Genomic DNA, 15,842 nt, shown 5'->3' with positions numbered 1-15,842 from the left:
GCCGCAAACTTCACAAAGAAAAATCGGTCCTGTTTGCCACTTTCACGCCGTCAGTGTAGATTTGCCGTGCAACGTGGAATTGGTTCGATGCTTGACGACGCGCGCCCGAAACCAAACCGCGTTGCACGTGGTTTATATCGGAGTAAAAATTGCGCAGTGAACAATCTATTCTTCAAATTTCAATAGCCGTTACTATTCTGGTTGCTGGCTTCGGCGTTGTTTTCGGCCTCTTATCCGGCTCATTCTCTATTGTATTCGATGGCGTTTACATGCTGGCTGACGCCGCCATGAGCGGGCTTGCCCTCCTTGTTTCACGCCTCATCGCACTCTCTGCTTTGCCAGAACAGCCGCGCGGAAAATTGCGCGAACGCTTCACAATGGGCTTCTGGCATCTGGAACCGATGGTGCTGGGCCTTAACGGCATGATGCTCACCGGCGTTGCAATCTACGCGCTCATCAACGCCATCGGTAGTCTGATGGATGGCGGACGCGATCTCGAATTCAGCTACGCAATTTTTTATGCCGTCGTCGCCCTGATCGCCTGTCTCGGTATGGCACTGTTGGAAATGCGCGCAAATAGGACATTGAAATCAGACTTCGTAGCACTCGATGCCAAAGCGTGGATCATGTCCGGCGGTATCACTGCCGCCCTTTTGATCGCCTTTTCCGTCGGCTATGCCATTGAAAGAACGGAGCTCGGCTGGCTGACGCCCTATATCGATCCTGCAGTTCTTGCAGTCGTTTGTCTTGTCATCATTCCCATGCCTATCGGCACCATCAAACAGGCTCTGGCCGACATATTCCTGGTTACACCCGTTGATCTCAAACAGCATGTCGATACGGTTGCGGAAGAGGTCGTCAAGCGCCACGGCTTTCTGTCATACCGCGCTTATGTCGCCAAAGTCGGGCGCGGTAAGCAGATCGAGCTTTATTTCATCGTTCCGCATGATCTTCCGCCACGCAAGCTTGAAGAATGGGATGCGTTGCGCGACGAGGTTGGTGATGCACTCGGCGGTGAAGGGCCGGACCGGTGGCTGACTATCGCCTTCACCACGGATGTGGAATGGGCTGTCTAGCTTGGAACTTTACTCGCTCGTCAGCGACAACTGTCGGCGCAGCCGTATCGTTCGACTGTCGCCCGGTTGGCGAGGCAACCGGTTGAAAGCATTCAGATAATTGGTCTTGGTGCGCATGATATGCGCCTCCAGAATATCCCGCAATTCTTCTGGTTTTTCGGCGTCGGCAAGCTCGATAATGGCAGCATGGTCGGCAAAGGAGCGTGCAGGCTCACCCTCCGCACCGATGGCAAGATGTGTTCGTAAGGCTGCGACACGTCCTAGAATACTATCATAGGCGCGCGCCAGATAACGATTGCCGCAGACACGGAAGAAGGCCAGATGAAACTCTGTATCGCAACGCCCGTAAGCGCGCAGGTCATCCTCATCTATTGCCGCACGCATGAGGTCGAACTGCTTTTTCAGTTGCGAGACAAGTTTCTTGCGGTTGTTGCCAAGCGCAAGCCGCATGGCCTGATCTTCCAGACCGACCCGAAAATCGCAAAGCTCTGCAATGTCTTCCTGCGTCGGCGTAAAAACATAGGTGCCGGACTTCGGAACGATGTGAACCAGTTCCTGCATCTGGAGAATATTGAGTGCCTCGCGCACCGGCGTCCGGCTGACATCAAAGGCCGCAGCGAGCATGTCTTCGGAGAGATTCTCCCCGAACTGAAACTCTGCATCGACAATCGCACCGCGAATACGTTCGGCGATGCTGCTTGCCAGCGACTTCTTGCTCTTGCCTCGAATCTCTCTCATGACCGAATCTTACAGACGCCTTACTGCGACGTATAGAGCGGTTGAAACCGCATTCAAATTGCACCGGTGAATGGTGGCGGACCCGGATGAAGTCCGGGCCCGTCATTTTGATCAGTCCCGCTTGGCTTTCAGACTCATGCATAGGAAGAAGCCAAGAATCGGAAACACGGACAGGGCTAGCAACGACAGCGAGAAACTGTCTGTCGTGGATTTAACCCAGCCCACGAGATAGGGCCCGGTGAAACCGCCAAGCTGCGCAAAACCGTTGATGGCGGCCAGTCCGCCGGCCGCTGCCGCGCCCGACAGGAACTGCGTCGGCAGGGTCCAGAAGACGCCGAGATAGGACCACAGGAAGAACGCACAGACCGACAGGAGCACGAGGCTCAGGATCGGCGACGGAGACAATGCGCTGGCGGCAAGGAAGATGCCGCCGAACAGGCCGGCAATTGCCGTGTGGATCTTGCGCTCGCCAGTCCGATCCGAACTGCGCGAAATCACGACAAGGCCGATAGCGGCAAACACAAACGGAATGGCCGAAATGAGCCCGGTCTGCGCCGCAGTATAGTCGCCAAGGCTCTTCACGATCTGCGGCAGCCACATGATGACGCCGTAAACAGCGATACCGTTGAACATATAGACCAGCGTCAGAAGCCAGACGCGGTAGTCGCTGAACACTTCTTTCAACGAATGACGGGTATCAGCCTGTTTGCCCTGATTTTCCTTGGCAAGTTCGGCCATCAGCCATGCGCGTTCGTCGGCGGTCAGCCAGCGCTTGTCCTTCTCCGGACTATCGACCAGATAGAAGAAGGTCACGACGCCGAGGAGCACGGCGGGAATCCCTTCAAGAATGAACATTGCCTGCCAGCCATGCAAACCGAAAAGCCCCTCGCCCGCATCCATCAGCCAGCCGGAGAACGGTGCACCTACGACGATGGACAGCACGGTTGCCGTCATGAAGAGGGCCGTTGCGCGACCCCGCTCCTTGGCGGGGAACCAATAAGTGAGATAAAGCAGAACGCCCGGTGCAAAACCGGCTTCCGCCACGCCCAGCAGAAAGCGCAGGATGTAGAACGAAACCGGGCCTTGCACGAAAGCCATGGCGCATGACACGAGCCCCCACGTGACCATGATGCGCGCAATCCAGACACGTGAGCCCAGTTTGTGCAGCATCATGTTGCTCGGCACTTCAAACAGCATGTAACCGATGAAGAAGATGCCTGCACCGATGCCGAACATATAAGGCGTCAAGCCGATATCATTGTTCATGTGAAGGGCGGCATAGCCGATATTCACACGGTCAAGATAGTTTACGATGAAGCAGATGAAGCAGAACAGAACGATCCGCAGATTGAGTTTGCGAATGGTGCTGTCGCGCAGGTCGGGCGTTGCGCCGACCGCACTTAGAGTGGAATTGACCACGTTGTCCTCCCAGGTCTCCGCCCACGTTCCTGCATGAGCGGCATGCAATAATCTTCGCGGGAGCTTTACACGGTCACATGAGTACTCCCCGCTCAGAGCTTTATCTGCGGAAACGGCCGGGGCCATTCCGGCGCGCTTTCAACAGATAGGCAATCCCGATCACGGACAGGCCATCAGCACAGATCCGACCGTTATCGTCTCTCTCCCATTCCAATGATTAGCGTGCAAACAACAACTTTACAAGTAGCATACAGAATCTTGTACCTTAGATTGACAGATGTGTCCGTACGTGGCTTTTAAAGCCATTGTTGCCGAATGGTTGAGTTTGCGGATTCTCATCGGCAGCCCGTGGGCGCGCCACAGCGCTCATTTTCGAGGAGGAATATTTCATGACCACAAGCAACGCTCCGACCGCGTTCCCAACGGATTTTTTTACAGACCGGATAGTGCTCGTCACCGGCGGTGCATCGGGCATTGGCAAGGCCGTTGCCGAGAAACTGATCGCGCTCAAAGCCAAGGTGGTGCTTTGGGATGTGAATGGCGCCCGCCTGCAGGAAATGGCGGACAAGCACGGTGACCGGGTTCTGACAGCCATCGTGGATGTTTCAGACAAGGCCGCAGTTGATCGCGCAGCACACGATATCGCCGAAAAATGGGGCGGTATCGACCATCTCGTCAATAATGCAGGCATCATCGGCCAACGCATGACCGTGAAGGAATTTGATGCCGAAGAACTGGACCGGGTTCTGGCGGTCAATCTGAAAAGCGTGTTCTACGTTTCCAGCGCCTATCTGAACAATCTGGGTGCAAAGCCCAACAAATCTGTCGTCGGCCTGTCCTCCATCGCCGGTCGTACCGGCGGCATGGTCGGCAATATTGCCTATGCGACGACCAAGGGAGCAATCGCTTCCTATACCTATGCGCTTGCCAAGGAGCTGGCGCCGGAAATTCGCGTCAATGCATTGGCTCCTGGCGTGATCGACACGGAAATCCAGAAAGACGTTTTTGCCGACCCTGCCAATATTACGAAAATGGCCGACCTCATTCCGCTGAAGCGGCTGGGAACTGCCGATGAGGTTGCTGACGCAGCGATCTGGCTGCTGTCGCCGGGAGCCGCCTATATTACCGGCGTGGTGCTTGACGTTTCAGGCGGACGATAAGGAGATGATGATGACCCAGGCAAAGGCCCTGAGAAGCCTCATCGAAACCGGTCGCATCATTCAGGCACCGGGCGCACCCGATCCGTTGACCGCCCGCCTCGTACAACAGGCGGGATTTCCGGCCATCTATATGACGGGTTTTGGCGCAACGGCAAGTCGTCTCGGCACGCCCGATCTCGGTCTCCTCACCCAGACCGAAATGACGACCCATGCACGGGATATGACCCGCGTGGTCGATATTCCGGTCATTGCCGATGCAGATACAGGTTATGGCGGTCCGGCCAATATTGAGCGCACTGTGGAAGAGTATATCCAGTCAGGCGTTGCCGCCATTCATCTGGAAGATCAGCTAGCCCCGAAACGCTGCGGCCAGCTTGCCGGTATCCGGCTGATCCCGGCTGAAGAAAATGTGCGTCGCCTCAAATGCGCGATTGCAGCACGCCGCGACAAGGATCTTCTCATCATCGCCCGCACCGATGGCATGCCCGCAGCCGGTGCTGAAGAAGCCATTCGCCGCGCAAAAATGTATCAGGATACGGGTGTCGATCTTGTTTTTGTCGATGGCATCAAGACTATCGCGGAAGTCGAAGCGGTGGCGCGGCACGTGGAAGGGCCGAAGGTCGTCAGCATTGTCGATGGCAACGAAACTGTGGCTTTGACGGCCGCGGACCTCGAACAGATGGGTTTCAATGTCGTGTTCTATGCCCTTTCAACGCTGTTCTCGGCGGTCAAGGCCGTAAGCGACACGCTGTCCGTTCTCAAGCGTGACGGCACGCCGAAAGCCCGTGCCAGCGATATGATCACCTATCAGCAATATTGTGAAATCGTTGACCTGAAGAAGTTTCAGGATCTCGATGAAGAATATGGCTGGTCATGATCGGACGAACCGGGGCAGGCGGCAACGCCTGCCTTTTCAGGCACTGAGCTTTTTCGCCTGAATGCGCGAAGACGCTCTTTCAACCGTGATCTCGTAATGATCGCTCTGTGTCACCTCGACTATGCGGCTCGGGCGAAAAGCAACGGCATTGATGCCGCCTTCGTGCCGCAGGCTGTCGAACAGAATTCCGAATTCGCCGCTCTCGCGCATCTCCTCGCCGAACTTCTGTGAAGCGACGTAATCTGTCGGATCGTACACGGCAGGTAACGTTGCCTGTTCCCCGCATATGTCGACCAAATCCTCTTCCAGTTTCGCCGTATAGACCCGAAAGGTGCGGGCCAGGCCGTTCTGCTGCGTCGCGACGGTTTCGCGACGCATGTGATGGGCAACCTCGATAACGGATGTGGTCAGCCGCGCTGCTGCATACCACGCGCCAAGCTCCGGCCCGTTGAAGCGCATGCCGCCCGGCGCCACATGAAGAAACGTCGCCATGACGATGCTGGAATTGGGCCTACCGAACACCCATTCCTCGTGTGGAAGGCGCTGCAATCGCTCAGTCAGAAGACGATCATTCGTCCAGCCTGCCAGTTCCATCACCGCTTCCAGATCGGCTGCGGTAGCAACGGTATCAAAAAGACCAATCGGCGGAAAACGCGACGGGATCAGACGATAGCTTGGTTGTGGAGCGGGATTGCGCTTCACGAGAACACCACGTCTTCATCCCGATAAGGCCGGAACGCGCGATCCAGTTCGTTCGGCTCCATATAGAGACCGCCGCGCGCCGCATCCAGAAACCGGCGGACCGTCAACAATCCGTCCTGCAGACCGCTTGTCACCAGCTTCAATGGTGGGTGACCGCCGAAGACCGCTGCCCGATTGGGCGTATGCAGCCAGCGGATGCCTGCTCTTTCATCGGGATAAAGCACGCCCAGCGCCTGATGAATGCCAAGAACAGCGGATAAGCGCATCAGCACGTCCACGTCCAGCGTGATATCGCGGCGTTCGCGCACCGCCTTCACCCAGTTGTAATAGGTTGATCTTGAAGGCAGCCCCAGCACCATGAGACGCTGCTGTTCGTCCAGCCCCCACAGATCGGCGATGGTCAGAAAGGTGCGCAGGCCCGGCCCGCTCAACCGCTTGCGCGAATGAGGAGAGAAACGGGCCGCATCGAGAATATCCGGTCCCTTGCCTGCTATTGTCTTCAACACCGCATTGCTTCTGGCCATAATTGCCTCCGATCGTCCAGATCAGAATATAGTCCAAATTTGGACTTTTGCAACCCTACGATGTTTCGACCAATAGAATACGCTTCACTCGGCGGCGATAAGAGGCGTTTCAGCAGCCACATCCGGCATTGTATCGAAGTGAACCGGACGCAGCGAGACATAGCCGTTGCGAATATCCAGCACATGCGAATAGATATTCTGGCCGTTTTCAAGCAATGGCAGTTTGTCCTCATGCATGATGCTGATGACGATGGCTTGCGGGCAGCGCGCCTTCAACGCTTCGTGGAAACGCATCTTCGAGGCCGGATCGAGGGCACCGGTTGCCTCATCGAGGAAGATGATCGACGGCTTGTGCAGAAGGATACGCGCCAGCACGATCTTCTGCTTCTGACCGCCGGAGAGAACCATGTCCCATGGTGCGCCATCGGCATCGGCGTCATTCATGCGCTCGATAAATTCGCCCAGTCCCGCCTCGTGCAGGACGGCAGCAACGGCGAGATCACTGAACAGGCTTTCATCGGCGGGCAGGCTGACGAGCTGCTTCAGCGAGACGGATGGGAATTTGGCCTCCTGCGTCGCGTAAAGCGAGGTGGCATTCTGAGGATAGATGATATCGCCGGTCCCATAAGGCCACAGGCCGTTCAGCGCCTTCACGAAAGATGTTTTGCCCGAACCGGATTCGCCGCGCATGTAAACCCAGTCGCCGGAGCGAATATTGATCACGCCCGAGCGCAGGAACGGGGCTTCGCTATCCGGTCCCTGCATGAGGGTTAAATTGCGCACCGACAGGCCAAAGCGCGGATGCTGTTCAGCGAAAGCAAAGCGGTTGATACCCGACCGGCTGTAGAAATCCGTGGGGTCCTGTACATTCTCGATAGCCTGCGCAAGGCCGGTCACACGGCCCGCATTGGCGCGCAGATTGGCGATCGCTGGCATAACCTGAATGAACCACGAGCAATCGTTGATCATCGCCGCGACGAGTTCCGCGCCCGTCACATAGTTACGGAAACCGACAGAACCGCTCATATAGGGCAGAAGACCAGGAATATAGGCAACGATCCGGTTAGAGAGAAAGCCATAGGCCTGGGAAAAGGCAAGATAGGCGGCATCGAAACGGTTGAGCCGGTTCCAGGTGCCGTCGACATCCTTGTACAGTCGATCATTGACCGACCGCTGGACGGCCTCGCCGCCGGACGCCGAAATCTGAAAACTGCGACGCAGCAGCGTCGTCCACTCGCCACGATAGGAACCTTCGGCCTTCTGGATTCCGAGATTGAGACGCTCCAGACGCTTGCCGATCTTGATCGCGACCAGCGTTCCGAGCGGAACGTAGACCACGATTGCCACGAAGGCGAGGACGGCGCTGCCATAGCTGCCGAGGAAATCCAGACCCTCCACATGCGTGGACATTTCGATCAGCTTCTGGCCGATGAAGAAAGCAGACAGGAACACACCGACAATGCCCATGACGAGGCCGATGGCGCCGCCGGTCATACCCTTGATCGATTCCTGCAAACGCTGATCTATATTGTCGGGCTGATCCTTGCCCCTGCCCTGTTGCAGATGGAAATGCGTATGCTTGCCATTCAGCAGCGCAGCGGAGAACTGGTCATTCAGCCACCTACGCCATTTGCGATGCAGCGTAGTGGATAGGAAATGACGGGAGCCGACCAGCATCACGTCCTTTGCCAGCATCAGCAGAACAAGAATGCCCGCATTGGAGGCAATCGTCATGAGAGGATGCTGAACAGGAGCAGTATTGACGTTGACGATGGAATTCATCAGCAGGCCCGAAGCCTCGGCCACCCATACAGTGGTCTTGCTCACGAAAGCCGTCATCAGGAAGATCGCGATGGTGAGAACCCAGGCTTCCTTCCAACGGTCGGAAACCCAATAGGCTCGCATCAGCCCCCAGAACGACGTCATGTCAGCCACGGCAGACCTCCCCCTTGCCTGCAAGGATTGCTGTCTGGTCTGCCGGTTTTTGCTCAATACACACCTCGTTCTGGCATCAGAATGATAACGCTTTGTAACACATTGCAACAAACTGTGGTTAACGGAGTGTTAATAGTCAACACAAAAGCGGAGCACCAAGTCGTGATCGAACGGTTACGCGTCAGCAACAATCTGAAATCGTTAGCCTATCGGAAACCTAATTATTTTGGATGAAGTGCCCGTTTCGCGCCGGAAATTCGGTGTTCTCGGGAGAACTTTGCCGCTGATTCGACCGCGCCCCTTATTGGGTCGAGAGATAATTCTGCAAGCGGGGCACCACATAATCGAGGAAAACCCGTACCCGTTGCGGCAGTCGCGCACCACCAAGAAACACGGCGTGAACCTCTTCTATATCGTTCTCGACCGCCGCGGCCAGAACCTCCACCAATGCGCCGGATGCAAGATCGTTCCGCGCGTGATAATCGCCGATCCGGGCAAGGCCCAGCCCCGCGACCGCCATGCGCCGAACGGTTTCCCCATTATTGGCCAGCAACGAACCGTAGACCGCGCGATCCACAATGCGACCGCTTTCCTTGAGCGGCCAGACAGGTGCCGCGCGGCGGAAATTGAAACCGATGCAATTGTGATCGGCCAGATCATCGACCGTCAGCGGCGTGCCGTGGCGTTCAAGATAAGCGGGAGCCGCCACGATCTTGCGTCGCGCAATGCCAAGCTTGCGCGCCATCATACTTGAATTGGGCAAGGTACCGATACGAAAGGCCACGTCGGTGCGGTCAAGATAAAGATCAACCAGCTCATCCGACAGGGATAAATCGATCACGATATTCGGATAGGCCGACAGAAATTCGGGTAATAGCGGCTCCAGCGCCAGCGTGCCCAATGCCACAGAAGCGTTGACGCGCACAGTGCCGCCAGTGCTTGCCGAACCTTGTGAAAGCTCGCGTTCGACTTCCTCGAAATCGCGCAGCAGTCCCTGACTGCGCTCATAATAAATCTGCCCCTCGGTTGTCAGCGACAGGCGCCGCGACGAGCGCTCCAGAAGCCGCACGCCGAGCCTCGCTTCGATACGGGATATGAGCTTGCTGATGGTCGAAGGGTTCATGCGCAAGAGGCGGGCCGCTTCGGAAAAGCTGCCCGCTTCCACAACCCGCAGAAAGACCTGCATTTCGCCGACGCGATTGTCCATCGCCCGCTCCATCTGTGAAACAGTTTCACAGATAATGTGGATTCCCAGCGGATTTTCAAGCCCGCGCGACTGTCCTATTTCTGCATCACGAGATCGGACCTGACCGAAGATTATCCGGAACAGGATCAGAATCCATAAATTGACGGCCCGAAGCATGAGCCTCCCAAGCTCGCGCAACTGACGCAAAAACGCCGAGGGCCAATCGACAGGAGATGATATGAAAATCGTAAACGCACACGGTGCGTCTATACCCGCGCTCGGCTTCGGTGTTTTCCGCATGACGGATGCGGAAGTGGAAAGCGTCATCCCGGCTGCGCTGGAAGCGGGTTTCCGCCATTTCGATACGGCACAGATCTATCAAAATGAGGCTGCCCTCGGTCGTGCTCTTGAGAAGGCAGGCGCACAACGCAAAGACCTGTTTCTCACCACAAAAGTCTGGGTCGATAATTACAGCCCGGAAAAGTTCAGTGCATCCGTGGATGAAAGCCTCGACAAGCTGAAAGTCGATGAGGTTGACCTCCTGCTCCTGCATTGGCCTGCCGACAAGGTGGCGATTGCTGATCAGGTCGACATGCTCAACGCGGTACAGGCAGCGGGCAAGACGCGTTTCATCGGCGTGAGCAATCAGAATGTCACGCAAATGAAAGAGTCTATTCTTCGCAGTGCTGCGCCCATCATCACCAACCAGATCGAGGTCCATCCTTATCTCGACCAGAATGCCGTAGCTGAGGCTGCGAAAGCGGCAGGTGTTGCCATCACCGCCTATTACGGCATGGCTGATGGCGCAGTGCCGCGCGATCCCGTCTTGCAGGCCATTGGTGCGAAATACGGCAAGACTGCTGCCCAGGTCGGCCTGCGCTGGCTGATCGAACGCGGCTTTATCGCTCTTTCCAAGACGGCCAAGTCGGAGCGCGTGTCGGAAAACTTCAACCTGTTCGACTTTGAACTGAATGCGGAAGACATGGCCGCTATCGCAAAGCTTGCCCGTCCCGACGGTCGCATCGTCAGCCCCGAAGGTCTGGCTCCCGTCTGGGATAAATAACGGAGACTATGATGAGCACTATGACGTCTCACGACAGCGCAGCGAAGGCGGCCGGGTTCAACTGGCCGCTTCTGGCGCTCGCAATCGGTGCCTTCGGTATTGGCACCACGGAATTTGCACCTATGGGCCTGCTGCCGGTCATTGCCGACGGTGTCGATGTGTCTATCCCGACAGCAGGTCTTCTGGTCAGCGCCTATGCCATCGGCGTGATGATCGGCGCACCGATCATGACGCTTGCCTTCGGGCGGTTCGGTAAACGCACGGCCCTGATGCTGCTGATGGGCATATTCACGCTCGGCAACATCCTGTCGGCTCTCGCACCGGATTATTGGACACTGCTTGCAGCGCGCCTGGTAACGAGCCTCAATCACGGGGCGTTCTTCGGCCTCGGTTCCATTGTTGCAGCCAGCGTCGTGCCTCCTGAAAAGCGGGCAAGCGCCGTTGCCACCATGTTCATGGGTCTGACGATTGCGAATATCGGCGGTGTTCCGGCTGCGACCTGGATTGGCCAGCAGATCGGCTGGCGCATGTCGTTCGCAGGCACTGCCGTTCTGGGCCTGCTCGCCATCAGTGCGCTCTGGCTTTCGCTGCCGCGCGGCGAGGCCGGCAAGATGCCCGACATCCGCCGGGAACTCGGTGTTCTGATGCGCCCGACCGTACTGATGTCGCTGGCGACAACCGTTATGGGTGCAGGCGCCATGTTCACGCTCTACACCTATGTGGCGCCCGTGCTGGCTGACCTTACCAGCGCCTCGGAAGGGTTCGTAACGCTGGCGCTTATTCTTATCGGCGTGGGCTTCACCATTGGCAACGCACTCGGCGGACGCCTCGCAGACTGGTCGCTCAATGGTGCAACGCGGATATTTCTCGCAGCGCTTGCCATTATCAGTCTGGCATTGCCGTTCCTGCTGGGAAGCCATACCGGTGCGGCAATCGGCCTGCTCGTCTGGGGGGCTGCGGCTTTCGCCATCGTTCCGCCGGTACAGACCCGCGTGATGCTGGCAGCATCGGAAGCGCCGGGACTTGCGTCCTCGATCAATATCGGCGCGTTCAACCTCGGCACTGCCGTGGGCGCGGCCCTTGGCGGCGGCGTCATCAGCGCAGGCTATGGCTATGCGGCCATTCCGGTCGCGGGCGGTCTTCTTGCAGCAGCCGGGCTGTTGTTCACACTGTCCCGCCGCCCAAAGACAGCGATGGCTCCATCAGCCTGCTAGAGCATTTCCAGCAAAAGTGCGAAGCGGTTTTGCGTCGGATAATGCGTGAAAACAAATAGATAGAGCGGTTCCGACGATTCCATTTAAACCGGAACCGCTCTAATGCCGGCGAGCTAATCCAACGTTCTCCTGAAGCGCAGAAGCGCCAGCGATGCGAACAGGATTACGAAAAATATGAGGGCGTTCACCTCTCCGGCAATGTCGGAAAGGTGGGCGCCTTTCAACATGACCGCGCGGACAATCCGCAGAAAATGCGTCAGCGGAAAAATCTCCCCCAGTGCTTGCGCCCAATCGGGCATACCCCGAAACGGGAACATGAAACCGGACAGCATCAGCGACGGCAGGAAGAAGAAGAAGGTAAGCTGCATGGCCTGCATCTGCGTGCGCGACGCCGTCGAGATCGTATAGCCGAGCAGGACCAGCGACAGGACGAAGATCAGCACGCAGGTCAAAAGCAGCGCCAGCGAACCGACAAAGGGCACCCCGAACAAAAGCTTGGCCGCGACCAGCACGACCACGACCTGCACGCCACCGACGACAAGAAATGGCAGAACCTTCCCCAACATGATTTCGGCGGGCGTTGCGGGCATGGCGAGCAGATTTTCCATCGTGCCCCGTTCTGTCTCGCGGGTCAGCGCCATAGCCGTCATCATCACCATGGTCATTTGCAGAATTACACCCAGAAGACCAGGGACGATGTTGTATTGCGATACGCCTTCCGGGTTGTAACGGCGATGCACGACGACCTGGAGCTGGCTTCGCGCAGCATCTGCAGCTTCAGCCTGCTTGCCCTGTTCACGCAGGAGCGCCTGACTTGCGACAGTTCCAAGTGTCGAAATGGCGCCGCTTGCCACCGACGGGTCCGTCGCATCGGCCTCGATCAAGATCTGCGGCTGCTCGCCTGCATCGACACGTCTTGCAAAATCCGACGGTATCGTCACCACGAAGGAAACGGTGCCGTTGGCAATCAAGGCTTCGGCTTCCGCGGCACTTTGCACGACGTGGTCGAAACGATAGTAGCCTGTGGTTTCCAGCGCGGAAATCATGGCACGCGTATAGTGATCCTGACTGGTCACGACCAGTGCGCTCGGCAGGCTTTTCGGATCATTATTAATGGCAAAGCCGAAGAGCAGCAGTTGCATCAATGGAACGACCAGCATCATGGCGAAGGTGATGCGGTCGCGCCGCATCTGGATAAATTCCTTCACCAGCATCGCACCAAGACGTTCGAACGAGAACCAGCCGCTCATGGTTTACCGCTCCCGGAGTTCCTGTCCTTGGACATGTTATCCTGCGCATTGGCCATGAACTGGATGAACACGTCCTCAAGACTGGTTTCGCCCGCCTCGACTGTGGTTCCCTCACGATGCCTGATCTTCTCCAGAGCCGCCTCAAGCTTCGCCCTGTCGGACCCCACCACATGCAGCGTCGCGCCGAAAGGTGCAACCTGCTCGACGCCCGGTTCACCCTCCAGTTCGCGCGCCACTTCGCCGAGTCTTGGACCGTTGACGATGAAGGTCGTCAATCCCGCCTTCTCAATGACATCCCGGACGGTCCCGGTGGCCAGAAGCTTGCCATAGGAGATATAGCTGATGCGATGGCAGCGTTCGGCTTCGTCCATGTAATGGGTCGAGACGAGTACGGTTAGTCCACCATCGGCCAGACGATGTATCTCGTCCCAGAAATCGCGTCGTGCCTTTGGATCGACCCCGGCGGTCGGTTCATCCAGCAGCAGGAGCCTGGGTTTGTGCATGATACAGGCTGCCAATGCCAGCCGTTGTTTCCAGCCACCGGAAAGCGTGCCCGCCAACTGATCCCCACGCGAGGTCAGTCCTAGCTCCCCAAGTGTGCGCACCACATGATCCTTAACCGGTTTCAACCGATAAAGACGGGCTACGAATTCAAGGTTCTCGGCTATGGTCAGGTCTTCATAGAAAGAAAACCGCTGCGTCATGTAGCCGACTTCACGCTTGATCTTCAGGCCTTCGGTGCGAAGATCAAACCCCAACACCTGTCCTTCCCCCTCGTCGGGGGTCAGCAGCCCACACATCATGCGGATGGTGGTTGTCTTGCCCGAACCGTTCGGCCCCAGAAAGCCGACAATCTCGCCCTCGGCCACCGCCATGCTCACATGGTCGACAACCGTAGCATCGCCGAACCGTTTGACGAGACCTTTGACATCGATGGCATTCGACATTTTGGTCTCCGCCTATTGGGAAGCCAGATCGACATCCACGATCTGGCCGGGCTGCAGAGGCGATGCGGGATCAACCGGATGCGCCTCGACGAGATAGACAAGCTTCTGGCGCGTTTCGAGCGAATAGATGACTGGCGGCGTGAACTCCGGATCGGGTGAAACATAGCTGACACGGGCTTGCAGGCCGGGTGCACAGCCATCGCAACGCACGGACAGCATATCGCCCACCCGCACCGCCGAAAACTTGTCTTCCGGTATGTAAACCTTCAGCTTGACGGCGCCGTCGGGCAGCATAGTCAGCACGGGCGCAGACGGACCGGCAATATCGCCCGGATTGCGGATGACATCGGTGATCCGGCCCGACGCAGGTGCTTCAATCGTTCGCTTGGTCAGATGCCAGCGCGCGGAATCAAGCTGCGCCTCGGCGCTCTTGACGGCATTTTCCGCCGCCTTGATCTCTTCAGGACGCGCGGGCAAGCGACCGACCGCCAGATTGGCTGTCGCCTGATTGATCGAGGCTTCCGCCACTTCAACCTTGGTGGCGGCATCATCGAGCTGCGCCTGCGTCATCACCCCGCGCTTGGTCAGATCCTGCGTGCGCAAAAGCGTTCGCCGGGCATCGTCTGTCTGCGCTTTGGCCGTCATGACGGCGGCTTCCAGAACTGCAATTTCATCGGGACGTTTGCCGACCTGCAAATCCGCCAATTGCGCGCGTGCCTGCGCCAGCGCTGCGTCGGCCTGCGCAACTGCGATCTTTGCGTCCGCGTCCTCCGTCTTCGCAATGGGTTTGCCCGGCTCAACACGATCGCCACGTCTGACGGCAACGGATTGAACCTGCGCCACTTCCAGCGGGGCAAGCTGCACAAACTCTCCCTCCACATAGCCAACAGCAAGAGGCTGTGCGCTACATGCGGCGAAAAGATAGGTCGCAAAAGGAAGAATACAGAGAACACTCATAACGCCACCTCGCCGCTTCTCTCTGCGTCTTTCGCCGCAAGAATGGCCATCAGATTCTGGCGCGCGATTGCCGCGACCGCCGCCGCCTCTTCCGCGCCCATCGTGGACCAGCCCATGCGCCGTTTCACCGCCTCACGGCCGATACGGAAATAAACAACCTGTCCGAGCAGCGTGAAGATGAGAAGCCGCGTGGCTTCACTCTCGGCAGGTTCGCCGGTCGCGACTTCCCAGATGGCACAAAGCCTTTTATGCGTCGGCTCGAAAACACCGGAATAGATGCGGTCGAGCGCCGCTGTCGGATGCGCCAGTTCACGCAAGAGGAACTGTACGATCTCGCCGGATTGGGGCTGTGCAACGATGAAATACGTCATCCGCTCCAGCGCCAGACCAAGCTGCTGGCGAGCGGTTTCCTTCGTCTCGGCGGGCGCATTGATCGCCGCATAATGCCCGAGCGCCTGCCCGGCAATACCCTGTATCGTTTCGACGATATAATCTGCCGCCGCCAGCCGCAGCCCTTCCTTGTTGCCGAAATGATAGGCTATGGAACCGATATTTGCCCTGGCCCGACCCGCAATCTCACGTGTCGACGTGGCGTCGAAACCCTTCGAACCAAACAGTTGCAAGGCCGCATGGATCAGCGCCATTCGCGTCTGATCCACAGAAGGCGGCTCCAACCGATGATGTTTTGTCGTGTTCATTATTTGATTTAATCAATCGATTGATTAAATGTCAAGCAACGGCGGAGAACGCGTCGATCTAAGATCGACGCTTTATTCTTCAAGGAAAGAACTGGA

15 protein-coding genes are annotated in these 15,842 nt (G+C 57.4%); 5 read left to right on the top strand and 10 right to left on the bottom strand.

What is annotated here, in order from left to right; translation table 11 throughout:
* Positions 1 to 149: 149 nt before the first annotated feature.
* The gene (locus tag FIB18_RS12040; RefSeq protein WP_140020934.1) at positions 150 to 1,076 is read left to right on the top strand and encodes a cation diffusion facilitator family transporter; all 927 of its coding nucleotides are present in this window, start codon (positions 150 to 152) and stop codon (positions 1,074 to 1,076) included.
* Positions 1,077 to 1,085: 9 nt separating this feature from the next.
* On the opposite strand, the gene FIB18_RS12035 is transcribed toward FIB18_RS12040, so the two are convergent.
* A complete protein-coding gene (locus FIB18_RS12035; RefSeq protein WP_140020933.1) occupies positions 1,086 to 1,814 on the bottom strand; it encodes a GntR family transcriptional regulator in 729 nt (242 codons plus the stop codon).
* Positions 1,815 to 1,925: 111 nt separating this feature from the next.
* Complete coding sequence (locus FIB18_RS12030; protein WP_140020932.1) at positions 1,926 to 3,233, bottom strand: MFS transporter; 1,308 nt, start codon at positions 3,231 to 3,233, stop codon at positions 1,926 to 1,928.
* A 389-nt stretch (positions 3,234 to 3,622) separates the two neighbouring features.
* Between FIB18_RS12030 and FIB18_RS12025 the strand changes: the two genes are divergently transcribed.
* Positions 3,623 to 4,393, top strand: a complete 771-nt coding sequence (locus FIB18_RS12025; protein WP_140020931.1) for an SDR family NAD(P)-dependent oxidoreductase — start codon at positions 3,623 to 3,625, stop codon at positions 4,391 to 4,393.
* 10 nt (positions 4,394 to 4,403) lie between these two features.
* Complete coding sequence (locus FIB18_RS12020) at positions 4,404 to 5,270, top strand: isocitrate lyase/PEP mutase family protein (RefSeq protein WP_140020930.1); 867 nt, start codon at positions 4,404 to 4,406, stop codon at positions 5,268 to 5,270.
* Positions 5,271 to 5,306: 36 nt separating this feature from the next.
* Here FIB18_RS12020 and FIB18_RS12015 read toward each other — a convergent pair whose 3' ends face one another.
* From FIB18_RS12015 to FIB18_RS12000, 4 genes are all read right to left on the bottom strand, one after another.
* Entirely contained in the window at positions 5,307 to 5,972 is a 666-nt protein-coding gene (locus FIB18_RS12015; protein ID WP_140020929.1) for an RES family NAD+ phosphorylase, read from the bottom strand.
* Positions 5,969 to 6,496, bottom strand: a complete 528-nt coding sequence (locus tag FIB18_RS12010; RefSeq protein WP_140020928.1) for an MbcA/ParS/Xre antitoxin family protein — start codon at positions 6,494 to 6,496, stop codon at positions 5,969 to 5,971. Before FIB18_RS12010 ends, FIB18_RS12015 begins: the two co-directional genes overlap by 4 nt.
* Positions 6,497 to 6,580: 84 nt before the next feature.
* Positions 6,581 to 8,431 (bottom strand): ABC transporter ATP-binding protein/permease, encoded by a 1,851-nt coding sequence (locus FIB18_RS12005; protein ID WP_168436651.1) that lies wholly within the window; start codon positions 8,429 to 8,431, stop codon positions 6,581 to 6,583.
* 301 nt (positions 8,432 to 8,732) lie between these two features.
* Positions 8,733 to 9,638 (bottom strand): LysR family transcriptional regulator, encoded by a 906-nt coding sequence (locus tag FIB18_RS12000; RefSeq protein WP_140020926.1) that lies wholly within the window; start codon positions 9,636 to 9,638, stop codon positions 8,733 to 8,735.
* A 217-nt stretch (positions 9,639 to 9,855) separates the two neighbouring features.
* On the opposite strand from FIB18_RS12000, the gene FIB18_RS11995 reads away from it, so the two are divergent.
* Together FIB18_RS11995 and FIB18_RS11990 are read left to right on the top strand one after the other, a co-directional pair.
* Positions 9,856 to 10,680 (top strand): aldo/keto reductase, encoded by an 825-nt coding sequence (locus FIB18_RS11995; protein ID WP_140020925.1) that lies wholly within the window; start codon positions 9,856 to 9,858, stop codon positions 10,678 to 10,680.
* A gap of 11 nt (positions 10,681 to 10,691) precedes the next feature.
* Positions 10,692 to 11,894, top strand: coding sequence for an MFS transporter (locus tag FIB18_RS11990; protein ID WP_140020924.1), 1,203 nt, complete (start codon positions 10,692 to 10,694; stop codon positions 11,892 to 11,894).
* Between the two features lie 113 nt (positions 11,895 to 12,007).
* Here the strand turns inward: FIB18_RS11990 and FIB18_RS11985 are convergent, their stop codons facing one another.
* The 4 genes from FIB18_RS11985 to FIB18_RS11970 are packed head-to-tail and all read right to left on the bottom strand — an operon-like array spanning position 12,008 to position 15,746.
* The gene (locus tag FIB18_RS11985) at positions 12,008 to 13,144 is read right to left on the bottom strand and encodes an ABC transporter permease (RefSeq protein ID WP_140020923.1); all 1,137 of its coding nucleotides are present in this window, start codon (positions 13,142 to 13,144) and stop codon (positions 12,008 to 12,010) included.
* Positions 13,141 to 14,091: an ABC transporter ATP-binding protein gene (locus FIB18_RS11980; RefSeq protein ID WP_140020922.1), complete on the bottom strand. Its 951-nt coding sequence runs from the start codon at positions 14,089 to 14,091 to the stop codon at positions 13,141 to 13,143. The genes FIB18_RS11985 and FIB18_RS11980 overlap by 4 nt, the downstream gene beginning before the upstream one ends.
* Before the next feature lie 12 nt (positions 14,092 to 14,103).
* Entirely contained in the window at positions 14,104 to 15,048 is a 945-nt protein-coding gene (locus tag FIB18_RS11975; RefSeq protein ID WP_140020921.1) for an HlyD family secretion protein, read from the bottom strand.
* Entirely contained in the window at positions 15,045 to 15,746 is a 702-nt protein-coding gene (locus FIB18_RS11970; RefSeq protein ID WP_140020920.1) for a DUF1956 domain-containing protein, read from the bottom strand. Before FIB18_RS11970 ends, FIB18_RS11975 begins: the two co-directional genes overlap by 4 nt.
* Positions 15,747 to 15,842: the final 96 nt, after the last annotated feature.

It is taken from the genome of Brucella pecoris (genome assembly GCF_006376675.1).
Classification (GTDB): Bacteria; Pseudomonadota; Alphaproteobacteria; order Rhizobiales; family Rhizobiaceae; genus Brucella; species Brucella pecoris.
This window is presented reverse-complemented; position numbering and strand designations above follow the sequence as displayed.